Consider the following 24,376-nt stretch of genomic DNA (forward strand, 5'->3'; position numbering starts at 1 on the left):
AGCATAATTCATGCATTCCGCTCAAGGAGAAGGCCTTGCCGAGCGCACTGAGTAACACCACTGCTGTTGATCGCTCGGTACTGCTGGTGCAGCTGTCCGACAGTCATCTGTTTGCCGACCAGGCGGGCAAGCTATTGGGTATGGATACCCGGGACAGCTTGCAGCGGGTGATTGCGTGCGTGCTGCAAGAACAGCCGCAGGTCGACCTGATCTTGGCCAGTGGCGATGTCTCGCAGGATGGCAGTGTCGAGTCTTATCAGCGCTTCCGGGAAATGACTGCGGCGATTCCCGCGCCGGCGCGCTGGTTTCCCGGAAACCACGATGAAATTCCCGCCATGCAAGCCGCCTGTGTCGGCAGCGATTTGCTCGACCCGGTGATTGATCTGGGTAACTGGCGCGTGACCCTGCTCGACTCCTCCATCCCTGGCGCGGTGCCTGGTTATCTCGATGATCAGCAGCTGGCGCAGTTGGAGCGCGCGCTGAGCGAGGCGCCAGATCGCCATCACCTGATCTGCTTGCACCACCATCCGGTGTCCATCGGCTGCAAATGGATGGAACCCATTGGTTTGCGCAATCCCGATGCCCTGTTTGCCGTGCTGCAGCGCTTCAACAATGTGCGTGCAGTGTTGTGGGGGCACATCCATCAGGAGTTTGACCAGCAGCGCGGCGCGACTCGTCTGCTGGCGTCGCCGTCGACCTGCGTGCAGTTCGCCCCGGGGAGTGAGGAATTTCAGGTCGATCAAAGCGCTCCCGGTTATCGCTGGCTGCGTCTGTTCGATGATGGCCGCCTGGAGACCGGCGTGTCGCGGGTTACCGGTATCACCTTCGAAATCGATTACACCATCAAAGGCTATTAAGGCGTCGCCCCACATGGCGGCTAAGCGGTTGCAGCCAGTCGCCGCTAACGGTTAGCCTCCCGCCCCATGACCACATCGATTCTGTATCTTCACGGGCTTAACAGCTCACCCGCATCGCTCAAGGCCAGCCTATTGCGCCGGGCCATGCAGCAGCTTGGCCTGGCAGAGCAATTGCGCGTGCCGGCCCTGCACCATCATCCACGTGAGGCGATTGCCCAGCTCGAGGCGCTGATTGGCGAGCTTGGTCGGCCCGTGCTGGTTGGCAGCTCGCTGGGCGGCTACTATGCGACCCATTTAGCTGAACGCCACGGGCTGCCTGCGCTGTTGATCAATCCCGCCGTACGCCCCCATCTGCATTTCACTGGCTACCTGGGCCCGCAGAAGAACTATTACAACGAGGAAACCTGGGAGCTGACCACCGACCATGTGGCGGCACTGGCCGAGCTGGACGTTGCGGTACTGCAAGACCCGGCGCGTTATCAGGTGTGGCTGCAGACGGCCGACGAAACCCTCGATTACCGTGATGCCCAGGCGTATTACCGGGCCAGCGCGCTGCGTATCCAGGCCGGTGGCGACCATGGTTTTCAGGGATTTGCCGAACGCCTGCCGATGCTTTTCGCTTTCGCCGGTATTCCTCGCCATTTGTGGCAGGATATCGACTTTTCCGCTCTCAATTGACGAACAAGAGACCCCATGGCCCAGCAAGGTTCTAGCTCCTACAACGCCGATGCCATCGAAGTCCTTTCCGGCCTCGACCCGGTGCGCAAGCGCCCGGGCATGTACACCGACACCAGCCGGCCCAACCACCTGGCCCAGGAAGTCATCGACAACAGCGTCGACGAAGCGCTGGCTGGGCATGCCAAGTCGATCCAGGTGATCCTGCATGAGGACAATTCGCTGGAAGTGCTCGACGACGGTCGTGGCATGCCAGTGGATATTCACCCGGAGGAGGGTGTGCCGGGGGTCGAGCTGATCCTTACCAAGCTGCACGCCGGCGGCAAGTTCAGCAACAAGAACTACCAGTTTTCCGGCGGCCTGCACGGTGTGGGTATCTCGGTGGTCAACGCGCTGTCGACCAGCGTGGTTGTCACGGTCAAGCGTGACGGCAACGAGTACCAGATGAGCTTTGCCGATGGCTACAAGTCCAGCGATCTGGCGATTGTCGGCTCGGTCGGCAAGCGCAATACCGGCACCAGCGTGCACTTCTGGCCGGATCCTAAATATTTCGACGCCTTCAAATTTTCGGTCAGCCGCCTCAAACATGTGCTCAAAGCCAAGGCTGTGCTGTGCCCGGGCCTGGCCGTCAGCTTCGAAGACAAGGCCAGCGGCGAGAAAGTCGAGTGGCTTTATGAAGACGGCCTGCGCTCCTACCTGGTGGATGCGGTCAGCGAATTTGAGCGCCTGCCCAATGAGCCCTTCTGCGGCAGCCTGGCGGGTAATAAAGAGGCGGTGGATTGGGCGCTGCTGTGGCTGCCGGAAGGCGGCGATGCGGTGCAGGAAAGCTACGTCAACCTGATTCCCACGGCCCAGGGCGGCACCCACGTCAACGGTCTGCGTCAGGGCCTGCTGGATGCCATGCGCGAGTTCTGCGAGTTCCGCAGCCTGTTGCCGCGTGGGGTCAAGCTGGCCCCGGAAGATATCTGGGAGCGCATCGCCTTCGTCCTCTCTATGAAGATGCAGGACGCGCAGTTCTCCGGGCAGACCAAGGAGCGCTTGTCCTCGCGGGAAGCGGCAGCCTTTGTCTCTGGTGTGGTCAAAGATGCCTTTAGCCTGTGGCTTAACGCTCACCCGGAGTTGGGGCAGCAGCTCGCCGAGCTGGCGATCAGTAACGCCAACCGCCGCCTCAAGGCCGGCAAGAAAGTTGAGCGCAAGCGCATCACCCAGGGTCCAGCGTTGCCGGGCAAGCTGGCCGATTGCGCGGGGCAGGACCCGATGCGCTCCGAACTGTTTTTGGTGGAAGGTGATTCCGCCGGCGGTTCGGCCAAGCAGGCGCGCGACAAGGAATTCCAGGCGATCCTGCCGCTGCGCGGGAAGATTCTGAACACCTGGGAAGTCGACGGCAGTGAAGTGCTGGCCAGTCAGGAAGTGCATAACATCGCCGTGGCGGTTGGCCTCGATCCGGGTTCCAGCGACCTCAGCCAACTGCGCTACGGCAAAATCTGCATCCTCGCCGACGCCGACTCCGACGGGCTGCACATCGCCACCTTGCTCTGCGCCTTGTTCGTCCAGCATTTCCGCCCGCTGGTGGATGCCGGCCACGTCTATGTGGCGATGCCGCCGCTGTATCGCATCGACCTGGGCAAAGAGATTTTCTATGCGCTGGATGAAGCCGAGCGCGACGGCATTCTCGACCGTCTGGTGGCCGAGAAGCGTCGGGGCAAGCCGCAAGTCACCCGCTTTAAAGGCCTTGGTGAGATGAACCCGCCGCAGCTGCGCGAAACCACCATGGACCCGAACACCCGGCGTCTGGTGCAGCTGACCCTGGAAGACTATCCAGGCACCCAGGAAATGATGGACATGCTGCTGGCGAAAAAACGCGCCGGCGACCGTAAATCCTGGCTGGAGTCCAAGGGCAACCTGGCCGAGGTGCTGCTCTGATGCAGCGTTTGTTGGCTGCTTGCTTACTGCTTTGCGCGCCTGTGCTGGTCAGTGCGGCGGCACTGGAAGAGCTGGAGCTGCTGAATGAGCAGCCAGTTGTCGGCATCAGTGGTGGCAACTTGTCCGGGCTGGCATGGTGCGACGGCGCGTTGTGGGCGGTTTCGGATCGTGATGACCAGCAGCTTTATCGGTTGCAGTCGAGCGATTCGCAGTGGCAGGCCACGGCCGAGCCCTTTATCGCACCGCCCGCGCCGAACGTAGCGTTGCCCTGGGGGCTACGTGCGCGTAGTTGGGGCGCAGGGTTGGTGCGCGGCGGCGAGCTGGATTTCGAGGGCCTGAGCTGCGATGCCGCCGGTAACCGCTATTTGCTCAGCGAGGCCCGTGCTGCCGTGCTGCAGTTGCCCGTGATAGGCGAGCCTAGCTGGTTGAAGCTGCCCCAGAGTCTGGTGCGCCAAGCGCGTGCCAGCGGCATGCTGTTGCATTACAACTCGCTGCTGGAAGGCATTGCCGTTGATCCGGCGGGCGAGCGCCTGTACCTGGCGGCAGAGCGCATGCGCCGCGGCTTGCTGGTGGTGCACAAGCAGCGCTCTACGTGGCGCTGCATCGGCGGCTGCGTGCTGTTGAGTGAGTCTGGCACGGAGCCCGCGCCTGCGCTGTTAGGTGCGCAAGAGCAGCCGCGAGACTTCTCCGGCCTGGCCTTCCATCGCGAAAAGCTCTTCACCCTTGAGCGTCAGGCGCACCGTATTTGTCGGCGCAGCCTGGGCGATGCGCAGGTCGAGCGCTGCTGGTCGTTTGCCGCTGAGGCGCTGACCCCAGAGCGTCGCTATCCGCCATCCTATGGTTTGGCCGAAGCGCTGTGGGTGGATCAAGACGGTGCTTGGGTGGGTATCGATAACGGCGGTTTCAGTCGTGCCGATGGTGAGACGCGGCCGATTATCTGGCGTTTTGCCGCGCCTAAAGGCGGTTGGGGCACGACGCCGTGAGCAGCCAGCCAGCAGGAAAGCGTGCCGGTCGGGTGATGCTGGTGCTGGCCTGGGGTGCGGCCCTGTTGCTGGCGACCAAGTTCTTTGGCGACTGGGAGGATGCCCAGCGCAACCCTAACGCCACGCCCGCGTCAGTGCATGGCAGTGACTATGTAGAGGTGCACCTGGCCAGTAGCCGCCAAGGGCATTACATGGCAGGTGGCAAGATCAATGGCGAGGCGGTGACCTTCCTGCTCGACACCGGCGCGACTTCAGTCGCGGTGCCGGTCGCGGTGGCCCAGCGCCTGGGCCTGCAGGCCGGTGCAGCGGTCACCATCAACACCGCCAATGGTCGCGCTACGGCGCACCGTACGCGCCTGCAACGCTTGCAGCTGGGCGATATCGTGCTCACCGATGTAGACGCTTTGATTGCCCCCGGTATGGGTGGCGATGACGTATTGCTGGGCATGAGTGCCCTGAAACAACTCGAATTTACTCAGCGCAGCGGCACCTTGATGCTGCGCCAATCAACCTTGCAATGAGGCACGCATGAGCGATTCCCTCGATTTGAGCCTGGACGGTGTTGAGCGCCGTTCCCTTGCCGATTTTACCGAGCAGGCTTACCTCAACTATTCCATGTACGTGATCATGGACCGCGCGTTGCCGCATATCGGTGACGGCCTCAAACCCGTGCAGCGGCGCATCATTTACGCCATGAGCGAGCTGGGCTTGGACGCCGACTCCAAGCACAAGAAATCGGCGCGTACCGTCGGTGACGTGCTCGGTAAATTCCACCCGCACGGTGACAGCGCCTGTTATGAGGCCATGGTGCTGATGGCGCAGCCGTTCAGCTACCGCTACACCCTGGTCGATGGTCAAGGTAACTGGGGGGCGCCGGATGACCCGAAATCCTTCGCCGCCATGCGTTACACCGAGGCGCGTCTGTCACGCTATGCCGAAGTACTGCTGAGCGAACTGGGCCAGGGTACCGTGGATTGGGTGCCGAACTTCGACGGCACCATGAACGAGCCGGCGACGCTGCCGGCGCGGCTGCCCAACTTGCTGCTCAATGGCACCACCGGCATCGCCGTGGGCATGGCCACTGACGTGCCGCCGCATAATCTGCGTGAGGTGGCGACGGCCTGCATTCGCTTGCTGGACGAGCCGAATGCCACGGTCGAACAGCTCTGCGAGCATGTGCTGGGGCCGGATTATCCGACCGAGGCGGAGATCATCACCCCGCGCGCGGACCTGCTGAAAATTTATGAGACCGGCAAAGGCTCGGTGCGCATGCGCGCCGTGTACCGCGTCGAGGATGGCGACATTGTCGTCACCGCACTGCCGCACCAAGTCTCCGGGGCCAAGGTGCTGGAGCAGATCGCCGCGCAGATGCAGGCCAAAAAGCTGCCGATGGTCGCCGACTTGCGTGACGAGTCGGACCACGAGCACCCGTGCCGCATCGTCATTATTCCGCGCTCTAATCGGGTGGATGCCGCTGAGCTGATGCAGCACCTGTTCGCCACCACCGAGCTGGAGTCCAGCTACCGGGTCAACACCAACGTGATTGGCCTGGACGGCAAGCCGGCGGTGAAAAACCTGCGCACCTTGCTCACCGAGTGGCTGCTGTTCCGGGTGAATACCGTGCGCCGCCGCCTGCAGTTCCGCCTGGATAAGGTCGAGCGGCGTCTGCACCTGTTGGACGGTTTACTCACGGCCTTCCTCAATCTGGATGAAGTGATCCACATCATCCGTACCGAGGACCAGCCCAAGCCGGTGCTGATGGCGCGTTTCGGCCTCGACGAGATTCAGGCTGACTACATCCTCGACACTCGCCTGCGGCAGCTTGCGCGCCTTGAGGAAATGAAGATCCGCGGCGAGCAGGACGAGCTGGCCAAGGAGCGCGACAAGCTGCAGGCCTTGCTCGGCAGCGAAGCCAAACTGAAGAAGTTGGTACGCAAAGAGATTCTGGAAGACGCCGAGAAGTACGGCGACGACCGCCGTTCGCCGATCGTCGCTCGCGCTGAAGCCAAGGCGCTGAGCGAAACCGAGCTGATGCCGACTGAGCCGGTCACCGTGGTGATTTCGGAGAAAGGCTGGGTACGCTGCGGCAAGGGTCACGATATCGACGCAACCGGGCTGTCATACAAGGCCGGTGATGGCTTCAAGATCTCAGCCCCCGGCCGCTCCAATCAGTACGCGGTGTTTATCGACTCCACCGGGCGCAGCTATTCGCTGGCGGCGCATTCGCTGCCGTCTGCCCGTGGTCAGGGCGAGCCGTTGACCGGGCGGCTCACCCCGCCGCCAGGGGCGACCTTCGAGTGCGTGCTGCTGCCGGATGACAATGCGCTGTATGTAATCGCCTCGGATGCCGGTTACGGCTTTGTGGTTAAAGGTGAAGACCTGCAGGCCAAGAACAAGGCCGGCAAGGCACTGCTTAGCTTGCCTGCCGGTGCGCGGGTGGTAGCGCCGAAACCGTTGGCCAATCGTGAGGAGGACTGGCTGGCGGCGGTGACCACCGAAGGTCGGCTGCTGCTATTCAAGGTCGCGGACCTGCCGCAATTGGGCAAGGGTAAGGGCAACAAGATCATTGGCATCCCCGGAGAGCGGGTCGCGGCGCGTGAGGAGTACCTTACTGATCTGGCCGTGTTACCGGTCGGCGCAACCTTGGTGCTACAGGCGGGTAAGCGCACGCTGTCGCTCAAGGCTGATGATCTGGAACACTACAAGGGCGAGCGCGGACGCCGTGGGAACAAACTGCCGCGTGGCTTTCAGCGCGTCGACAGCCTGTTGGTCGAAGTCCAGGGCTAAGGGTTCGAGCCACGCCTGGCGGCTCAGCGTACTGCGCTGGAGTCGTGAGTGGCTTTCAAGGATGATACGCAGCCGCAACGCGGGTCGGTTTGAGCGACCCGCATGGGCCTAATTTTGATATGCACGCCGGCAGATTTACCGGCTGGATGAGAGAGATGACTGCACTGCGTTTTCCCGGGATTTTACTGCTGGTTGGCATGCTTGGCCTGACGGGTTGTGTGCGCCATCAACAAGCGTCGCTGTACCAGCTCGACAGTGGCGACATCCGCGTGCCCACAGCCGAGCAGGGCGTTGCCGTGTTACTTGGCCCGGTAGCGATTGCTGATTATCTGCAGCGTGAGGCGCTGTTACAGCGTCAGGCCGATGGCAGCCTGACTGCTGCGGACAATGCAAGCTGGGCCGGTAGCCTGGCGGCTGATATTGATCAGCAGTTAATTCGCCAGCTGGCCTCGCGGCTGGACAGCCAGCGCTTGGTGTTGGCGCCGGCTACGGCGGGGTTCGTGCCACAGGTGCGTTTGGGCCTGTCGATTACCCGCCTAGACTCCGGCCCGCAGCGCCCGGCAGTGCTGGAAGCGCAGTGGCGACTGGCCGGTGCTGACGGCAAGCTGATCGACGGGCGCTTGGTGCACCTGGAAGAAGGCCATAACGGCAGCATCGTCGATCAGGTGCGGGCGCAGAGTTTGGTGGTGCAGCAGTTGGTCGAGCAATTGGCCGTGGCCGTGGAAACCCAGGGTAAGCCAGCGCCTAAGGCCCCCGCGGCGGTGCGCAAACCAGCACCAGTAAAGCCTGCGCCGCCCGCTGCGCCGCGTATTCCAGTGGTTGAGCCGATGCGCGGGGAAGGCGAGGTCTTCCGCTTCTAGCAGTACACCCTCCCTAGGCGTTTGAGCGGTTCTGTCAGGCGCCTAGTGGCTTTCGTGCAGGTGCGCCAGTTGGCGCTCCAGTAGTGATGGGTAAGGCTCCAGCAAGCGCTCCACACAACAAGCACCCTGGGGGCTGGCGATGGCGCGAATCCGCGCACGCTGGCTGATCAGTGCGTCGTCGGCCACTTTGCGTTCGACCAACAGCAGGTTGCGGCTGTGCTGTGAAAGCGCCAGCGCACTCTGCGCGGTCTCGCTCAGCAGCAGGTCGCCCTGGCCGAGGTTGCTGAGGCTCTCACCCAGGGTCAGGCCGAGTTGCAGTTGCAGGGTGATGCCGCTGTCCGCTACTTCGATTTGCAGGGCATGGCCGAGGGCGCGCATCAGTTCGCCGCAGCAGATGGCATGGGTCAGATAGTCCTCACCGCACTCTCGCTGGTGGAACAGCATCAGGCTGCTGCCATCGCTGAGCGTATGCAGCTCACCCTGATACAGGCTGGCAGCCCGGTCGAGGCAGTCACGGTAGCGTTGTAGCAACTCCATCAAGCGCGCGCGCGGCAGGCGCCGCAGCTGTTCCTGGGCGCCCAGTTGGATCGCCAGTACGGCGCTGGGCAGTGGCTGTTGGGCCACCGGGGCCACCGGGGCAGGCGCGGGCTGCGGTTCGACGTTATCACGCAGGTCGGAAAACGGGTCATCCACTGCGCTGTCGAGGTAGGGCTCGGCGTCGGTGTGCAGGGACTCAAGCGGTTCATCCTGCTCATCGAAGCGCTCATCGTGCAGGTTACGCACCTCGAAGTCGGGCTCATCATCGTACGACTCATCGAGGTAGTCGTAAGCGTCTTCTGCGTTCGCTTGCTCATCGTAGAATGGCTGCTCTTGCGGCTGCGCCGGTTTCTCCGGCACCAGGCGGGCTTGGAGTTGGCGCGCCAGGTCGCCGATTTCATCCTGGCGACCGCTGCCCGGGGCCGGGTCATCCGGGTCACGTAGCCAGACGCGCAGTTGCAGCAGCGGAGTAGAGATATGCCGTCCCAGGCGCATGCTCAGCGACAGCGCCAGGGCCAGCAGAATCAGGCTGAGAATCCCCATGCTTTGCAGGCTGATGGTCATCGGCTGTTGGAACTGTTGCATGTCCAGGCTGATGCGCAGTTGCCCGGCGATCACTTCCTGAAAGGTGATCGGTGTGGAATACAGGCCTTGGGTTTCGCCAAGCATGCTCTGGCTTGGGCGTGAACCGGCCTCGGCGAGGATGCGGTTGTCCACGCTGTAGATCGCCGCATGGGCGACCAGCGGGTTTTTCACCAGGTTATTCAGCAACACATTGAGGCTGAGGATGTCGTTGGACACCAGCAGTTCGGTGGCCGAGGTGGCCGTCTGGGTAATCAGGCTGGTGCCCAGGGCTTCGGCTTGCTGCTGCATGGCATATTTAAACTGCATGCCGATCACCCAGCCATAGATCACCAGGGCGAGGGTCACCAGCAGCAAGCTATGACAGACAATGCGCAGCGCCAGGGGGATGCGCTTTTGGCGCAGGGCCTGGAACAGCAAAAGGAAGAAATTGTCGGGCTTTACGGGGGCGGGCCGGTTCACAGAGCTCGGCTCATGTCGACTGAAGATGGCGCGCAGTATAGCGGTGCCTCAGCAGTGGGCAAAGCGCCGTGCGTGGCTGTTTATCGCAGGAAATGGGTAGAATGTGCGCCTTTTCTGCGGCTTGTGGTTTGTTCTGCAGGCCGCTGCCCCTTCCGCTGTACTGGAGACCGAGCCTTGCGCGAAATCGTCCTGATCAATATCACCGGTGAAGACCGTCCCGGTTTGACCGCTGCCATCACTGGCGTACTGGCCCAGGGCGGGGTGAATATCCTCGATATTGGCCAGGCGGTGATCCATGACACGCTGTCGTTTGGCATTCTGGTCGAGATACCTGATACCGAGCGCGCCTCATCGGTGCTCAAAGACATTCTGTTCACCGCATACAAACTCGACCAGCAAGTGCGCTTTACCCCGGTCTCCGAAATGGATTATCAGCAATGGGTCAACGGTCAGGGCAAGGCCCGGCATATCGTTACCCTGCTAACGCGTAAGGTCACGGCCGAGCAGCTGCAGCGCGTCAGTGCGATTACCGCGCGGTATGAGCTGAATATTGACCATATCGATCGCCTTTCCGGGCGCATGCCTTTGGATATGCCGGCTGAGCAAGGCAAGGGCTGCATTGAGTTCTCGGTGCGTGGCGAACCGGCGGATCCGGCGGCCTTGCGCGCCGAGTTCCTCAGCGTGGCGCAGGAATTGAACGTCGATATCGCCTTCCAGCGTGATTCGTTGTTCCGCCGTAACCGTCGGCTGGCGGTGTTCGACATGGACTCGACGCTGATTGAGGCTGAGGTGATTGACGAGCTGGCCAAGGCGGCGGGCGTCGGTGAGCAGGTGTCCGAGATTACCGAGCGGGCGATGCGTGGTGAGCTGGACTTTGCCGCCAGCTTCCGCGAGCGCCTGGCGCTGCTTAAAGATCTGCCAGAAACGGTGTTGGCCGATATCGGCGCTTCGCTGCGGCTGACCGAAGGTGCAGAAACCTTGTTCAGTGAGTTGCGTCGTCTGGGCTACAAGACGGCGATCCTGTCGGGTGGTTTCACTTACTTTGCCAAGCAACTGCAGGCCAAACTCGGCATCGATTACGTCTTTGCCAATGAGCTACAGATTGTTGACGGCTTGGTCACCGGCGTCGCGGTCGAGCCGATCGTCGATGCTCAGCGCAAAGCCGATCTGCTGCGTGAGCTGGCGGCTAAGGAAGGTTTACGCCTGGAGCAGACGATTGCCGTGGGCGATGGGGCCAATGATTTGCCAATGCTGGCGATTGCTGGGCTCGGGGTGGCGTTCCGCGCCAAGCCGCTGGTGAAACAGTCGGCCAAGCAGGCGATTTCCACTCTGGGCTTGGATGGCATCCTGTATTTGCTGGGCTTTCGCGATCGCGACGGGCTGGAGTAAATTACAGGCTCAAAAAAGCCGCCCGAGGGCGGCTTTTTGCTCTCTGCGCGAGGCTACTCGTCCTCGGCGGCGAAGTCGTAATCCATCGACTGGCTCGGGCCCTGCAAGTAATGCCCCTGAATGTAGTTAACCCCGGCCTGCCAAAGTGTGGCCAGCACGCTGGCCGTCTCGACGAAGGGCACGATGGTTAGCTTGGCCTGGGCGTGCAGGCTGGCCAGCAGGGTTTTCAGCGCCTCCTGATGCTCCGGGCTGCTCAGGTCCTGGGAGAAGGAACTGTCGACTTTGACGAAGTCGACATGCAGGTGCTTGAGGGTATTGAAGGGGTTGAGCGAGCAGCCGAATTGCGTCAGCGCGGTTTGGCAGTGCAGTTCGTTGAGGCCTTGAGTAATCGCTTTGGCCTGCTTGAGGTAGGCGATCGCGTCCGGTTCGCTGAACTGGAAAACCAGTGAGTCCGCCGGTAGGCGGGCGGCTTTCAAGGCGACGCTGAGCCATGGCAGCAGGGTCTGATCCTGTACGCTGGCGCTCGACAGGTGCACGAACAAGCGGGTGTTGTGGCCCTTGCTACGGTGGTCGGCGAGCAGCTTGATTGAGTTGAGAATCACCCAGCGGTCAATCTTCTCGGCAAGCCCGGCATCTTTCGCGGCGCTGAACAGCTCTTTCGGCGGGATTTCCTCGCCCTGCGGTCCAATCAGGCGCAGCAGCGCTTCATAGTGTTCAAAGCTGTCGCCGCGCAGGCTGATGATCGGCTGGAACAGCAGGCGGAAACTGTTTTTCTCCAGTGCCTGTTGCACCATCGCGGCGATGTTGCCACGGCTGGCGGCTGCAGCCAGTTCGTCGGCCGGGTTGAACAGTTTGATGGCGTTGCCATCGCTCAGCTCGTCGGCGCAGCGGTGGGCGCGGTTGACTACTTCTTGGGCCTTGGGGGTTGTCTCGTTGAGTCCGGCGACACCTATCGACAGAGTGCTTTGCACGGTGCGGCCGCTGACGTCGAACAGATGGCCTTCGACCTTTTTCAGCAAGCTGGTCAGCTGCTCACGGGTGCTTTCCGGGCTGACGCCGGGGTGCAGCACGGCAAACACGTCATCACCAAAGCGTGCCAGTTGTGCGTCGGCGCTGAAGTGCGCGCGCAGCAGGTTGGCCAGGTCGGTGAGCAGGATGTCGATGCCCGCCAGGCCGACATCGGCGAGCAGACTGGCGTAGTGGTCGACGCGGATGTACGCCAGGGTCGATGGCTGACCCACATTCACCGCGCGCTCGGCAGCTTTATCCATCAGCTCAAGGAAGTGCGTGCGGTTGAACAGGCCTGTTACCAGGTCCTGGCTGCTGATTTCGCGCAGCTTCTCTTCCAGTTCGGCATTGCTGGTTTCGGCGCGAATTACCACCTGAATGCAGGGTTCGCCGTCGTAAGTGGCAGGCGAGAAGCTTATTTGTGCCGGGAAACTCTGGCCGTCGGCCTTCATCCCGTGACACTTCAATTCGGCATGCCCTTCGGCGTGCTGATAGCTCTTCAAGAAGTCCTTGAAGCTGGCCTGGTCGCTGCTGCTGATCAGGTCGATCATCGGCATGCCTTCCAGCTCGTCAGCATCTACGTAGGCGAACAGCTCAAGGTAGGCGCGGTTGGCATAGATGTGCATGCCTTCGTGTACGTAGGTGATGGCATCGACAGAGCTTTCGAGCAGCAGTTGGCAGCGTTTTTCCGCTTCGCGCAGGGCGACTTCCGAGGCGCGGCGGGCGCGGCGTTCTTCCAGGTTGGCCAGTTCGCGCTTGGCCACCAAGACGAGGCGCTCGTCCTCACCTTGCGGCAGGGCGTCTTGAGCACCGAGCATCAGGGCTTCGGTGATGCTGTCGGAGTCGTTGTCGGCGAGCAGCTGAATGACCGGAATATCCTTGGCCTGGCGGCGGATCGCGCCAATCGCTTCGCCGGGAGCAAGCTGTTCGCTGCTCGGTGCGCAGATCAGCAGATCCCAGCTTTGCTGTAGGGCCTCGTTGAGGTCGTCGCTGGAACTCAGGCGTTGTACCCGGGTTGCCCGTCCTGCATTACGGAACAGACTGACCAAGCGCTCGGCTTCATTCTGCGAGTCTTCGAGTATCAGTAGCCGAATGGTTTTTTTTTCAATGGCCATGGTGGGTATCAAGTCTGCGCCGAACGGGCGCGAAAAGGCGATGAAAGGGCGTGCGCCGGCAATCTACAGCGACTTCCAAAGTGAGTCAAAGTCTTCCTCCCCGCCTGGCGTACGGCTTTGCGGCGCTGTGACAGGCTTCCCTTGCTCACTGCCAGCCTGTTCGACGCCGCGGTATTCGAACTGGTTAAAGCTGCCGGTGCTGGTTTGGCGACGGCTGAGCACCGCACGGTGTTCGCTGCCATTTAGGTTGATGCTGACCTTGTTGCCTTCCTGAAACGGCAGGCGGGCGGTAATCAGGCTGGCCGGACGCGAAATGGCGCTGATTTCCGGTAGCAAAAGTGCACGCAGATACTGGCTGCTCTGCTCAGCTTTACGCACTAGTTGTAGGCCACAGGCCTGGGCGTGCGGGGCGATCAGTTCGATGCCCATTTGCGTGCCGCCACCGCGCACCTGGCGAATCCAGCGCACCACGGCAATGCTCCAGCCTTGCTGTGGCAGGCTTTGGATGCCGAGCAGCTCGCCGGCCTGGAGTTGGCTGGGCACCTCTTTCGGCCACGACAGGCAGTAGCCGCCGGGGCTGATGTTGACAATGGCTACTTCAAAGGTGGGGTAGCTATCGGCTTCCTCGCTGTCTAAACCGGCGGGATTTGTTTCCGGCTTGTGGTACTGGATTTCCTCGAAAGGTAAGCCATTTTCCCACGAGTTGTTTTTCTGTGCGTCGAAGGCGTTCGACCAGATGTCCTGCGGTCCCGTTCCGGCCTTGAATACCGCCGCATTGGTGGCAGCGGGTAGCTGTAACACGTCATGGAATGGGCGCTGGCCTGCTAAGTAGAAATGCAGTGCGCTCATGCCGATGCACAGGGTCAATGTCCCCTGGCCCTTGCTGCGCTGGAAGGTGCGCTCGGCGATATCGCCCCAGGCCGCGGCCAGGTGCTGAAGCATGTCGTGGCTGAAGCCGTTGGGGACGGTCAAGCGCGACTGAGCAAGGCTTTCGGCCGGCAGCAGCAGGTGTTCTTTGATTGTGTCCACCAGCTGGCTGGGGTCAATCCCTAGCGCGTTGTGCAGTTCGCTCTGCTGGAACAGCGAGATGTACCGGGGCGGGCCATCCAGCTGCGGAGCAATCGCGAACAGGCTGGAGGGTTTGTCGCCGGCCTGCAGGGTGACCTGCGTACTCCAGGGCTCGAGCACTTCGGCCAGGCGTGCAATTGCGCTCTGGCGCATCTGGTTGCAGCGTGCACAACCGAGCAGCAGAGCGACCAGATAGCTTTGCTCGGTGCTTAGGCCTTGGGTGTGCAAGGCTTGGGTATCACGAATCGTGGTTTTGTGCAGGTCACGCGCCAGGGCGATTTGGTACAGCTGGTGCAGCTCCAGCCAGAGCCCTTCGGGAACCGGGCAGTACAGTTGGCTGGCGCGAATCAGTGGGCCGCAAAGGCTGTGCGTAGCGCGCTGCAGGGCGATCGCCAGCAACTGATGGCGCTCGCGGCCAGGCTGAGTAATCTGGCGCGCGACAATCAGTTTGTAGCCAACGGCCAAGTGGTTCTGCAGCGCCTGGCAGAGATTGGCAACCTTGCGTGGGCGCTCATCAAGAACGATCGCCTGCTTAAGGAAGTGTTTTTCCAGTTGCTTACAAACGAAGTAGATTTCCGGGCGAAGGATTTCCAGCAGCTGCAGGCGATTGTCTGAGGGCGTCAGTAATTGATTGAGCTCGACCATGGCCTGGTAAAGCTGGCGCGCGGTTTCACCAATATTGGCTTTGGGCAGGCCGTCGACCCATTTTTGCAAGTCACGGGGGCTGGCGTCGCAGAATGACAGGCTTTGCTTGTCCGGCGAGGTGACGCGCAGCAGCAAGTGAGAATTCTGTGTAGCCATCTAAATCGGATACTCCAGCGCCCAGGCAAGGCAGGTGAATCTAAGCATGAGGTCTCGACTCTAGCAGTATCTTACAGGCATCGCAGCCATGTCCTTGGCGGTATCGCCAGGCTGGCGTGACAGGTTAATTAGCTGGAGAGCACTGTTGTAGCAGGTTTCATGGGTAGTGGTTAACTCTGTTCAGTCGACTTGGCACTGTCAGTAACTGCTGGCAGTGCCGGCTTTGCCCGGTTAGCCGCGTGGAGCAGCAATGCGCTGTCCCATTTGTACTGCGCTGTTGGCCGCCAACGCTTCGGCCCACTGTACCTGTTCCGGGCCAAACAGCACGATAGCGGTGGAGCCTAGCTTGAAGCGGCCCAACTCCGCACCTTTCTCCAGGCTGATCGGCGCGCGCGCGGCGTCGTCGTACTTGAAACTTTTCAGGGCGCGTTTCGGTGGGGTTATCAAACCGGCCCAGACGGTCTCGATCGATGCCACGATCATCGCGCCGACTAGCACTACGGCCATCGGGCCGCGCTCGGTATCGAACAAGCACACTACGCGCTCGTTACGGGCAAATAGCTCAGGCACATTTTCCGCGGTCGTCTGGTTAACCGAGAACAGCCGGCCCGGCACATAAACCATCTCTTTCAGAGTGCCGGCCAGCGGCATGTGTACGCGGTGGTAGTCCTTGGGCGACAGGTAGATGGTGGCGAAATCACCACCCATAAAGGCAGCCGCGCGCTCGCTGTCGCCACCCAGCAGCTCGATCACGCTGAAGCTATGACCTTTAGCCTGAAAAACCCGTCCCTGTTCGATTTTTCCCAGCTGGCTGACCGCGCCGTCGGCAGGGCAGAGCACTGCGCCTGGGGTGCTGTCGAGCGGCCGAGCACCGTCTTTCAGGGCGCGGGTGAAGAAGTCATTGAAGTGGGCAAAGGCCGTCAGGTCTTCGACCTGCGCTTCGCTCATGTTGACGTGGTACTGCTTGGCGAACCAGCCGATCAGGCGGTTCTTAAACCAGCCGGCGCGGCATTCGGCGGCGCAGCCGATCAGACGTGAGAGCAGGTGGTGCGGCAACAAGTACTGACTGAGGATAAACAGGCGATCTTTCATGGATGTTCCTTAAAGGTGACTGGCGGGCTGGCGTTTGTTCAACGCTCGACCGGGGTATCTGGATGGTTGCCCCACTCGCCCCAAGAGCCGGCATAGGCTTTTACCCGTGGATAACCAAGGATCTTGGCCAGCAGGTAGGTAAAGCCCGAGCGGTGGTGGGTCTGGCAGTGGGTGACGATTTCTTTGTCGGCGGTGATGCCGAGGCTGTTGAGCTGCGCCTGAATGTCTTGGCGAATCCGCAAGGCGCGTGACGGGTCCATGCCGGCGGTCCATTCGAAATTGACCGCGCCAGGGATATGCCCGGCTTTCTGGGCGAGGGCTTTTTCGCCGCTGTATTCGCCGGGCGAGCGCGCATCCCAGATCGCTAGGTCGGTCGCGCCGAGACGGCTTTGCAGGTACTCGCGGGTGGCCGTGGGGGCGGGGTCGATATTCAGGCTGACGGCTTGGGTGCCGGCAGGCGGCACGCCGGTACTCAGCTCGCGGCTTTCTGCCTGCCAGGCCAGCAGTCCGCCATTAAGGTAGTGGTAGTGACGGTGGCCGATCACATCCAGCAGCCAGATAAAGCGCCCGGCCCAACCTCCGCCCTCGTCGTCATACACCACGTAGACGGCATCGGGGTTGTGCCCAAGCTCGGTAAACAGCTGTTCCAGCTGCTCGAGCGACGGCAAGAGGCCTGGTGCTGGAGGCTGGCCCAGCTGGGTGCGCTTGGGGTCGACAAAGAGCGCGCCAGGGATATGCCCGGCGGCATAGCGCGCCTGGCTGGTCAGGTCGACCAGAATCAGCTCGGAAGCGTTCAGGCGGCTGGCCAGTTGGGCAGGTTCGATCAGCAAGGGCAACTCAGCGAAAGCGGTCATGCCGGGCCTCTGTGGTAATGAAAAGGACGGATTGTAGCGGAAAGCCTAGCGCCCGCGGTTGGCAAAGCTGGCCAGGGCGCGCTCAATGCATTGCACGGTTTTGCCGAAGCCCTGCACGCTTGCCTCGCTTAGGGCATGACCCGCTTGGTCGGCGAAGACCAGCATGACCACGCGATTGTTGCTGGCAATTGAACGAATTAGCAGGTGCTCGCTGGGGAACAGGCTTTTCAGCGTGCCAGGTAGCATGGCAGAGAACTGCGCCATATTGGCCGGGTTCAACCTTAACTGCGCCGGGGCACTCAGCAGGCGGCGCAGCACCTGACTGTGTTGTGGGTCGAGGCTGAGGCTGGCGGCTGTTTTATCCAGTCCGCTGTGTTGTTGCGCGACCAGGCGGGTGTGGTTGCGGTCGGCCAGTAGGATCAGTACGCGCGACATTCCGCAGGCCTGCAGCGCCAGGTTGGCGCAGGCGGTGAGTTGCAGCACGTTGGCAAACGCACTGGGTTGCGCCAGCAACTGCGCACATTGCTGGCGCCACGCGCTCACCACTGCGGTTTTGGGCGGTTCAACCAAGGCGTGCAGGTGGCGCGTTTGCCACGGCCAGATCAACGCTTCAGCCGGGTGCCAGAGTTCTGTGCTGGGGAGGTTTCGGGCGCTGGTGACTGCGTTTTGGTGCAGCGACTGCTGCACGGTTGCCAGCGGCAGTTGCAAGAATAAACCGGTCAGGCGCTGCCAGCGCAGGCTGTGTGGGCTGTTCCAAGCGTAGTGTGCGGAAATCGCCAAGCCGTTGGCCAGCAGAATGCTGTTGGCCGGCTGGGTCAGCCAGCGGCGCAAGTTGCTGTCAGCGTCCAGGCACTGCTGCTGGTGCAGGGGATGTTGATTGTCGCGGGCAATATGCAGGGCTTTGACCAGTAAGCGCCGGTCGTTGACCAGTAGGCGGTAGCCCAGGGTGATCCACTCCGGCAAGTTCCACTGCTCACTCAGTGCCAGGCATAGCGTCAACAAAGGCACGCCGAGTAGTTCATCTTCGACCTTGGCCGCCGCTTCGCCTTTGACCAGTACCCGCTGCTGCCAGGCCTCGAACAGCTCGGGGTGGGCGGCCAATAACGTCCAGATGGGTGCGAGAAATAGCTGGCTGCCCCAGTGTACTTCTTGCCATAGGCGCGCCAGGCGACCGGCGAACAGGCCGTTGGCCTGCTGGCTGGCATGCTGGCTGATCAGTAGGATCTGCCCAAGGGCTTTGGGTAACTCCTGCTCGGGCAGGGCTGGCAGGCGGTTGAGCAACTCTTCAGTGCGTTTGATGCCGAGGCGGTTGATGGCGGCTTCGAGGCTGTCGGTCTGCTCACTGAGTCCGCTGCTCTTGCGGTTAGCCGTGCGCATTACGCTGAGGGCCAGTGCCGGGCAGCCTTGCATTAACTCCGCCAGTTCGCGCATTGAGCGATTGCTGTCCGCCAGCGCTCGGCGCAGCCTCTGCAGGCTGTCGATGGATGCAGGCAATAGCTGGTTGTCCAGCTGTTTCAGCCAGTCTGTCAGGGTGCGCGGATAGTGAATAGGCTTTGGCATGAGGGTTGAGACAAGCTGGCTTTTGACCTTAACTGGCTATAGTCTCGCGCAAATCTTCCGATAAATAGAAGGGTTGTTTTACAAAGCCCCTTTCTACTCTCTCTGGCAAGTCTCTTTTATATGGCAAAAATCATCGGCATCATTGTTGTATTCGCTAGCGTGTTAGGCGGGTTTATTCTCTCTGGCGGTAAGTTTATGGCGTTGGTTCATCCCTTTGAGGTGATGATCATTGGCGGCGCTGCGTTGGGGGCTTTTCTGCAGGCCAACCCTGGCAGCATGTTTATGCAGGTGTTCAAGAAGTCGCTGAGTATGTTCAGCTCACGCTTCACCCATACTTACTACCTCGATGTACTCAAACTGATTTACGAGATTCTCAACAAGAGTCGCCGCGAAGGCATGATGGCCATCGAGGCCGATGTTGAAGACCCTGCCGCCAGCCCGATATTCAGCAAATACCCCGGCATCCTCAAAGATCAGCGGATGACCGCCTTTATTTGCGATTACCTGCGCATCATGTCGTCCGGCAACATGGCCCCACATGAGCTTGAAGGGCTGTTCGACATGGAAATCGCCAGTCTCAAGGAAGAACTCGATCACCCGGCGCATGCCGTGGCGAAGATTGCCGACGGCATGCCTGCCATGGGCATCGTGGCGGCGGTGCTGGGCATCGTGATTACCATGTCGATCCTTGCTGATGCAGATAATGCGCAGATCGGTGAGAAAGTCGGCACCGCGTTGGTGGGTACCTTCCTCGGGATTTTGGCGTCTTATGGCTTCTTCGGTCCGCTGGCCGGCTCACTGGAGCACGACGCCAAGGAAGAGCTGAACGTGTATGAGGCGATCAAGGCCGGCCTGGTGGCCTCAGCCTCAGGCATGCCGCCCTCGCTGGCGGTCGAGTTCTCGCGCAAAGTGCTCTTCCCCGCGCACCGCCCGAGCTTTACCGAGCTTGAGCAAGCCATGCGTGGGAGCTAAAGCGCAGCATGGAGAATAACCAGCCGATTATCGTCAAGCGGGTCAAGAAGGTTGCTGGTGGCCATCACGGTGGTGCCTGGAAAATCGCCTTTGCTGACTTTGCCGTCGCGATGATGGCGTTCTTTATGGTGATGTGGCTGATGTCATCGGCTACGCCCGAGCAGAAAAAACTCATCTCCGGCTACTTTCAAGACCCCGTCGGCTTTTCCGAAAGTGCCAGTCCTTATGTGATCGACCTCGGTGGCACGCCTACGCCAGCTCCGGATAAAACCCTGAATCCCGAGGCCAAAGATGACGACGATCCGGCCGGTGAGGCGCAAGGCGAAATCGATCAACAGCAAGCCGAGTCGATCGCCGAAGAAGTTGAGCGCGAGCGCCTGGAGTTGTTGCTGCAGGAGCTGCAGAACAAGGTTGAGGAAAACCCTCAGTTGCAGAACTTCAAGGATCAAATTCTTTTCGAAATCACCCAGGACGGCCTGCGCATCCAGATTATGGACGCTGAGAACCGGCCGATGTTTGCCTCCGGTAGCGCGCGCTTGCAACCCTACTTCGAGGACATCTTGCTGGCGTTGACCGATACCATTGCGGCGGTGCCGAACAAGATCAGTGTCAGCGGCCATACCGATGCCCAGCCCTTTGTCGGGCGTGGTGGCTACGGTAACTGGGAGCTGTCCGCGGATCGTGCCAATGCGGCGCGGCGAGTGCTGATAGCCGGCGGTTATGCCGACAGTCAGGTGGCGCGGGTGGTGGGGTACGCCTCTTCGGCGTTGTTTGATCGAGAGAGCCCGCTCAACCCGGTTAACCGGCGTATCGATATCGTGGTGCTGACCAAGAAAGCCCAGCGGGCTATCGAGGGTGATGCAAGCGGTGATGCGCCTAAAGAGCCTGCCGCTCCGGCTGCCGCTCCGGCTGGCGTGCCGGAACCGAGGGCGCCGGCCGCCCCGTTACCCGATGAACCGTTGCGTGAGCGGCTGAATATTTTCGAGGACGGCGTGCTCCGGTTCGATCAGCCGGCAGAATAGGATTCAAGGCTAAACAGAAGGCCGCGACATGTCGCGGCCTTTTTTGTTGATGACCTGCCATCCCTGGCGGCCACCCTGTTGGCCGTCGCGGCGCGACGTTAAAAATCGCTCCCGGCGATTTTTCAGTAGTCGGCTTCCGGCAGGCTGGCGAGGATTTGCCGGTAGCTGGCCATGCGCTGCGGGTGCAGGCGACCGTCTTCCAGAGCTTTGAGTAGGGCGCAGCCCGGCTCGCGGTCATGCTTGCAATCGCGGAAGCGGCATTGCCCGATCAACTCGCCGAATTCGATAAAACCGGCCTCGACGTCATCGCGGCTGACGTGCACCAGGCCAAACTCACGAATCCCCGGGGAGTCGATCAGCTCGCCGCCACCGGGGAAGTGGAACAGGCGTGCTGTGGTGGTGGTGTGAGTGCCCAGGCCGGAAAGCTCAGAAAGCGGGCCGACGCGGGTGTCGACGTCCGGTAGCAGGGTGTTGACCAACGATGACTTGCCGACCCCCGACTGGCCGACGAAGACGCTGACGTTGCCATCGAGCTGTTGCTTGAGCTGCTCCATGCCATCGCCGTGATGCGCCGATACTTCCAGCAGCGGGTAGCCCAGTTGGCGGTAAACGTCGAGCATGGCGTTAAGCGCGATACCATTTTGCTCGTCGATCAAGTCGGCCTTGTTCAGTAGCAGCAGTGGGCGGATGCCTGAGTGCTCGGCGGCCACCAAATAGCGGTCAATCAGATTGGCGTGCGGTTCTGGCAGCGGGGCGAAGACGATCACGATCAAATCGACGTTAGCCGCGACCGGTTTCAGCTGGCCACGGGTGTCCGGGCGGCACAGCTCGGTGCTGCGCGGCAGTTGCGCGACGATTACGCCAATGCCCTGGTTACCGGCGCGCCAGACGACCTGGTCACCGGTCACCATGGTTGGTAGGTTGGCGCGCAGGTGGCAGCGGAATACCTGGCCGGCCAGCTCGCCGTCCAATGCTTCAACCTCGATCTGCACGCCGAAGTGGGCAATCACCAAGCCAGTCTGTTCCGGGCCTAGATCGCCGCCTTCGAGAATTTGTACGGCCTGCGATTCGCGCTTAGCGGCGCGGGCGGCACGCTCGCCCTGGATTTTTTCGATACGCCAGTTTTGCCGGCGGTTGAGTTGGCGTTTGGCCATGGGGCTTCCGAGAGTTGAATTGCGCAATAAACGGCCGCGAGTTTAGCACGGGCTGCCAATTGAGCTGCTGGCGCGGCTAAACTGCGGCGTACTATCAATCTGTTGCGGGGTCGGCATGCTGCGCGTTGTTCGGCAATACCCGGCGCTGCGGGCCTTGTGTGCGCAATTGGGCGCGACACTGCTGGTTGGCTTGGCGTTGTATCTGGTAGCGCAGGTGGCGCCCTGGCGGCCAACCTGGCTGGCGGTCGGCCTGACGCAAGGCTTGCTGGCTGCCGGGTTAGCCCGTTACCTCGGCTTGTCGCGCTGGTGGTGCGGGATGAACCTGCTGTTTGTGCCCGCGTTGCTGTTGGCCAGCGGTGCGCCGCTGCCGTCCTGGGTGTTTCTCGGCGGTTTCGTGCTGCTGCTGTTGCTTAACTGGAACAGTTTTGGCGAGCAAGTGCCGCTGTATCTGACCGGTGGTGGCGCGCGTAAAGAGTTGCTGGCGCTGCTGCAGCTACAGCCGAAGCATTTTCGGTTTATCGACCTGGGCTGTGGCCCGGCCGGAATGCTTTTGAGTCTGGCGCGGCAGTTCCCGCAGGCGCAATTTGTCGGGGTGGAAACCGCGCCGTTGTCGTTTGCGTTGGCCTGGTTGCGAGCCTTGGGTCGGAGCAACTGCCAGATCCGCTATGAAAACCTCTGGCGCACGGATTTGTCAGGCTTCGATGTGGTGTATTGCTTCCTCTCGCCTGCCCCCATGCCTGAGCTGTGGACTAAGGCGCGCGCGCAGATGCCGCTTGGCAGTCTGCTGATCAGCAATACCTTCGAGGTACCCGGTCAGCCGCCCGATCAGCAAGTCGACTTGCATGACTGGCGCAAGTCGCGCCTGCTGCTGTGGCGCATGCGCGGCTAATTTATTCGTACAGTTCGTTGAAAAATGTAGCGAGCGACGGCTAGGCCGAGTTCAGCGCCGCATAGCCGAGCGCAGTAGTTTTTCGGCGGCCTGTTAAACTGTCGGCCTTAGCCGAGGATCCCCGCATGCAGAACCCACAGAATTTGATCTGGATCGACCTGGAAATGACCGGTCTGGAGCCCGAAACAGACGTCATCATCGAGATGGCCACCATTGTGACCGACAGCAACCTGAACATCCTCGCTGAAGGGCCGGTGATTGCCGTGCACCAGAGTGATGAGCTGCTGGCTGGCATGGATGAGTGGAACACCCGCACTCACGGCGGCAGCGGGCTGACGCAGCGGGTGCGCGAGAGCAAGATTGGCCCTGCCGAGGCCGAGGCCATGACCATCGCCTTTCTCGAGCAGTGGGTGCCGAAGGGTAAGTCGCCGATCTGCGGCAACAGTGTTGGTCAGGATCGGCGCTTCCTGTGCAAGTACATGCAGAATCTGGACGCCTATTTCCACTACCGCGCGCTGGATGTGTCGACCCTGAAAATCCTCGCGGGCTTGTGGGCGCCGCAGGTCAAGGAATCGTTCCACAAACAGGGTACACATAAGGCGCTGGACGACATTCGCGAGTCTATCGCTGAGCTGCAGCACTACCGTCAGCACTTGCTGAAGGTGTGACATCCTTTAAAGCCCGCTTCGGCGGGCTTTTGTTTGTCTGGCAGTTGCGCGGCTTATAGGCCGTGTTGCGCCAGGGCCCATTCGACATGCTCGCGCACCAGCGCCGAAGGGTGTTCTCGGCGCGCTTTGAGCGCTTCCAGTACTGGAATGCTCGAGGGCGCGTTGCCCAGGCCAACCGCTAGGTTGCGCAGCCAGCGTTCGTAACCGGCGCGGCGCAGTGGAGAGCCCTCAGTGCGGCTGAGAAACTCGTCCTCGCTCCAGCAAAACAGCTCGGCCAGTGCGGCATTATCCAGGCTGTGACGCGGCTGGAAGTCGCTTTGCTCGGTGGGTTTGGCAAAGCGGTTCCACGGGCAGACCATTTGGCAGTCATCACAGCCGAATACCCGGTTGCCGATCGGTGCACGCAGCTCGACAGGAATGGGGCCTTTGAGTTCGATGGTCAGGTAGGAAATACAGCGCCGCGCATCCAGCACATAAGGGCCGACGAAGGCCGTAGTGGGGCAGATGTCCATGCAGGCGGTGCAACGGCCGCAGTGTTCGCTGCTGTGCGGCTCATCCACCGGTAGCGGCAGGTCGACAAACAGCTCGCCAAGGAAGAAATAACTGCCGGCTTTGCGGTTGAGCACCAGGGTGTTTTTGCCGATCCAGCCAAGCCCGGCCTGCTCGGCGATGGCTTTTTCCAGCACCGGGGCGCTGTCGACGAAGGCGCGAAAGCCAAAGGGGCCGATTTGCTGCTGAATACGCTCAGCTAATTGCTGCAGGCGTTTGCGAATCAATTTGTGGTAGTCGCGGCCCAGGGCATAGCGCGATACATACGCCTTCTCCGGTTGGGCGAGGCGCTTGGCCATCTGCGTGTCGCCGGGCAGGTAGTCCATGCGCAGCGAGACCACGCGCAGGGTCCCGGGCACCAGTTCGTCCGGGTGCGAGCGTTTGCTGCCGTGGGCCGCCATGTAGTCCATCTCGCCCTGGTAGCCGGCCTCCAGCCAGCGCTGCAGGTGCGCCTCGTGCTCGCCCAGCTGCACGTCGGCAATCCCGACCTGTTGGAAGCCCAGCTCGCGGCCCCAGTCTTTGATCGATTGGGCGAGGGCGGCAAGGTCGAGGGCAGCGCTGTTCATATG

At 61.3% G+C, this 24,376-nt stretch carries 20 protein-coding genes; 12 read left to right on the top strand and 8 right to left on the bottom strand.

From position 1 onward, the window contains the following. Positions 1–35: 35 nt before the first annotated feature. The 7 genes from cpdA to Q0V31_RS08445 all read left to right on the top strand — a co-directional run bounded on the left by cpdA (position 36) and on the right by Q0V31_RS08445 (position 8,085). Positions 36–857, top strand: coding sequence for a 3',5'-cyclic-AMP phosphodiesterase (cpdA, locus tag Q0V31_RS08415; protein WP_298186789.1), 822 nt, complete (start codon positions 36–38; stop codon positions 855–857). A 66-nt stretch (positions 858–923) separates the two neighbouring features. Further along, positions 924–1,535 carry a YqiA/YcfP family alpha/beta fold hydrolase gene (locus Q0V31_RS08420; protein ID WP_298186791.1) on the top strand — a complete coding sequence of 204 codons (612 nt, stop codon included), beginning with the start codon at positions 924–926 and terminating at the stop codon, positions 1,533–1,535. A gap of 15 nt (positions 1,536–1,550) precedes the next feature. Then, entirely contained in the window at positions 1,551–3,455 is a 1,905-nt protein-coding gene (gene parE, locus Q0V31_RS08425) for a DNA topoisomerase IV subunit B (RefSeq protein WP_298186794.1), read from the top strand. After that, a complete protein-coding gene (locus Q0V31_RS08430) occupies positions 3,452–4,438 on the top strand; it encodes an esterase-like activity of phytase family protein (protein ID WP_298190982.1) in 987 nt (328 codons plus the stop codon). The genes parE and Q0V31_RS08430 overlap by 4 nt, the downstream gene beginning before the upstream one ends. Continuing rightward, complete coding sequence (locus tag Q0V31_RS08435; RefSeq protein ID WP_298186797.1) at positions 4,435–4,959, top strand: TIGR02281 family clan AA aspartic protease; 525 nt, start codon at positions 4,435–4,437, stop codon at positions 4,957–4,959. Before Q0V31_RS08430 ends, Q0V31_RS08435 begins: the two co-directional genes overlap by 4 nt. Positions 4,960–4,966: 7 nt before the next feature. Further along, complete coding sequence (gene parC / locus Q0V31_RS08440; protein ID WP_298186800.1) at positions 4,967–7,225, top strand: DNA topoisomerase IV subunit A; 2,259 nt, start codon at positions 4,967–4,969, stop codon at positions 7,223–7,225. Positions 7,226–7,380: 155 nt separating this feature from the next. After that, complete coding sequence (locus tag Q0V31_RS08445) at positions 7,381–8,085, top strand: ABC-type transport auxiliary lipoprotein family protein (protein WP_298186803.1); 705 nt, start codon at positions 7,381–7,383, stop codon at positions 8,083–8,085. Between the two features lie 42 nt (positions 8,086–8,127). Here Q0V31_RS08445 and Q0V31_RS08450 read toward each other — a convergent pair whose 3' ends face one another. Continuing rightward, positions 8,128–9,666, bottom strand: a complete 1,539-nt coding sequence (locus tag Q0V31_RS08450) for an AhpA/YtjB family protein (protein ID WP_298186805.1) — start codon at positions 9,664–9,666, stop codon at positions 8,128–8,130. 174 nt (positions 9,667–9,840) lie between these two features. On the opposite strand from Q0V31_RS08450, the gene serB reads away from it, so the two are divergent. Beyond that, positions 9,841–11,055 carry a phosphoserine phosphatase SerB gene (gene serB / locus Q0V31_RS08455; RefSeq protein ID WP_298186808.1) on the top strand — a complete coding sequence of 405 codons (1,215 nt, stop codon included), beginning with the start codon at positions 9,841–9,843 and terminating at the stop codon, positions 11,053–11,055. A gap of 53 nt (positions 11,056–11,108) precedes the next feature. Here serB and Q0V31_RS08460 read toward each other — a convergent pair whose 3' ends face one another. The 5 genes from Q0V31_RS08460 to Q0V31_RS08480 form a co-directional block, all read right to left on the bottom strand. Further along, positions 11,109–13,178 (bottom strand): EAL domain-containing protein, encoded by a 2,070-nt coding sequence (locus Q0V31_RS08460; RefSeq protein ID WP_298186810.1) that lies wholly within the window; start codon positions 13,176–13,178, stop codon positions 11,109–11,111. 63 nt (positions 13,179–13,241) lie between these two features. Continuing rightward, positions 13,242–15,047, bottom strand: coding sequence for a molecular chaperone (locus Q0V31_RS08465; protein ID WP_298186813.1), 1,806 nt, complete (start codon positions 15,045–15,047; stop codon positions 13,242–13,244). A 231-nt stretch (positions 15,048–15,278) separates the two neighbouring features. After that, entirely contained in the window at positions 15,279–16,139 is an 861-nt protein-coding gene (gene asd / locus Q0V31_RS08470) for an archaetidylserine decarboxylase (protein WP_298186815.1), read from the bottom strand. Positions 16,140–16,177: 38 nt separating this feature from the next. Then, complete coding sequence (locus Q0V31_RS08475) at positions 16,178–16,993, bottom strand: rhodanese-like domain-containing protein (RefSeq protein WP_298186818.1); 816 nt, start codon at positions 16,991–16,993, stop codon at positions 16,178–16,180. A gap of 45 nt (positions 16,994–17,038) precedes the next feature. Beyond that, a complete protein-coding gene (locus tag Q0V31_RS08480) occupies positions 17,039–18,553 on the bottom strand; it encodes an HDOD domain-containing protein (RefSeq protein ID WP_298186820.1) in 1,515 nt (504 codons plus the stop codon). A 120-nt stretch (positions 18,554–18,673) separates the two neighbouring features. On the opposite strand from Q0V31_RS08480, the gene motA reads away from it, so the two are divergent. After that, complete coding sequence (gene motA / locus Q0V31_RS08485; protein ID WP_298186823.1) at positions 18,674–19,525, top strand: flagellar motor stator protein MotA; 852 nt, start codon at positions 18,674–18,676, stop codon at positions 19,523–19,525. Between the two features lie 8 nt (positions 19,526–19,533). Beyond that, on the top strand, positions 19,534–20,547 hold the full coding sequence (gene motB / locus Q0V31_RS08490; protein ID WP_298186826.1) for a flagellar motor protein MotB: 1,014 nt from the start codon (positions 19,534–19,536) through the stop codon (positions 20,545–20,547). A 122-nt stretch (positions 20,548–20,669) separates the two neighbouring features. On the opposite strand, the gene rsgA is transcribed toward motB, so the two are convergent. Then, positions 20,670–21,701: a small ribosomal subunit biogenesis GTPase RsgA gene (rsgA, locus tag Q0V31_RS08495; protein ID WP_298186829.1), complete on the bottom strand. Its 1,032-nt coding sequence runs from the start codon at positions 21,699–21,701 to the stop codon at positions 20,670–20,672. 115 nt (positions 21,702–21,816) lie between these two features. On the opposite strand from rsgA, the gene Q0V31_RS08500 reads away from it, so the two are divergent. Further along, entirely contained in the window at positions 21,817–22,590 is a 774-nt protein-coding gene (locus Q0V31_RS08500; RefSeq protein WP_298186831.1) for a class I SAM-dependent methyltransferase, read from the top strand. Between the two features lie 125 nt (positions 22,591–22,715). Further along, positions 22,716–23,258 (top strand): oligoribonuclease, encoded by a 543-nt coding sequence (orn, locus tag Q0V31_RS08505; protein ID WP_298186834.1) that lies wholly within the window; start codon positions 22,716–22,718, stop codon positions 23,256–23,258. Between the two features lie 53 nt (positions 23,259–23,311). Here orn and queG read toward each other — a convergent pair whose 3' ends face one another. Next, on the bottom strand, positions 23,312–24,373 hold the full coding sequence (queG, locus tag Q0V31_RS08510; RefSeq protein WP_298186837.1) for a tRNA epoxyqueuosine(34) reductase QueG: 1,062 nt from the start codon (positions 24,371–24,373) through the stop codon (positions 23,312–23,314). Positions 24,374–24,376: the final 3 nt, after the last annotated feature.

Origin of the sequence: uncultured Pseudomonas sp. (assembly GCF_943846705.1) — a bacterium.
Taxonomy (GTDB): Bacteria; Pseudomonadota; Gammaproteobacteria; order Pseudomonadales; family Pseudomonadaceae; genus Aquipseudomonas.

Excerpts from the sequence above, each read along its gene's own strand:
- Q0V31_RS08420 (WP_298186791.1), top strand. The coding sequence starts at position 924 with ATGACCACATCGATTCTGTATCTTCACGGGCTTAACAGCTCACCCGCA.
- parE (WP_298186794.1), top strand. The coding sequence starts at position 1,551 with ATGGCCCAGCAAGGTTCTAGCTCCTACAACGCCGATGCCATCGAAGTC.
- parC (WP_298186800.1), top strand. The coding sequence starts at position 4,967 with ATGAGCGATTCCCTCGATTTGAGCCTGGACGGTGTTGAGCGCCGTTCC.
- Q0V31_RS08445 (WP_298186803.1), top strand. The coding sequence starts at position 7,381 with ATGACTGCACTGCGTTTTCCCGGGATTTTACTGCTGGTTGGCATGCTT.
- Q0V31_RS08460 (WP_298186810.1), bottom strand. The coding sequence starts at position 13,178 with ATGGCCATTGAAAAAAAAACCATTCGGCTACTGATACTCGAAGACTCG.
- Q0V31_RS08465 (WP_298186813.1), bottom strand. The coding sequence starts at position 15,047 with ATGGCTACACAGAATTCTCACTTGCTGCTGCGCGTCACCTCGCCGGAC.
- asd (WP_298186815.1), bottom strand. The coding sequence starts at position 16,139 with ATGAAAGATCGCCTGTTTATCCTCAGTCAGTACTTGTTGCCGCACCAC.
- Q0V31_RS08475 (WP_298186818.1), bottom strand. The coding sequence starts at position 16,993 with ATGACCGCTTTCGCTGAGTTGCCCTTGCTGATCGAACCTGCCCAACTG.
- Q0V31_RS08480 (WP_298186820.1), bottom strand. The coding sequence starts at position 18,553 with ATGCCAAAGCCTATTCACTATCCGCGCACCCTGACAGACTGGCTGAAA.
- motA (WP_298186823.1), top strand. The coding sequence starts at position 18,674 with ATGGCAAAAATCATCGGCATCATTGTTGTATTCGCTAGCGTGTTAGGC.
- motB (WP_298186826.1), top strand. The coding sequence starts at position 19,534 with ATGGAGAATAACCAGCCGATTATCGTCAAGCGGGTCAAGAAGGTTGCT.
- rsgA (WP_298186829.1), bottom strand. The coding sequence starts at position 21,701 with ATGGCCAAACGCCAACTCAACCGCCGGCAAAACTGGCGTATCGAAAAA.
- Q0V31_RS08500 (WP_298186831.1), top strand. The coding sequence starts at position 21,817 with ATGCTGCGCGTTGTTCGGCAATACCCGGCGCTGCGGGCCTTGTGTGCG.
- orn (WP_298186834.1), top strand. The coding sequence starts at position 22,716 with ATGCAGAACCCACAGAATTTGATCTGGATCGACCTGGAAATGACCGGT.
- queG (WP_298186837.1), bottom strand. The coding sequence starts at position 24,373 with ATGAACAGCGCTGCCCTCGACCTTGCCGCCCTCGCCCAATCGATCAAA.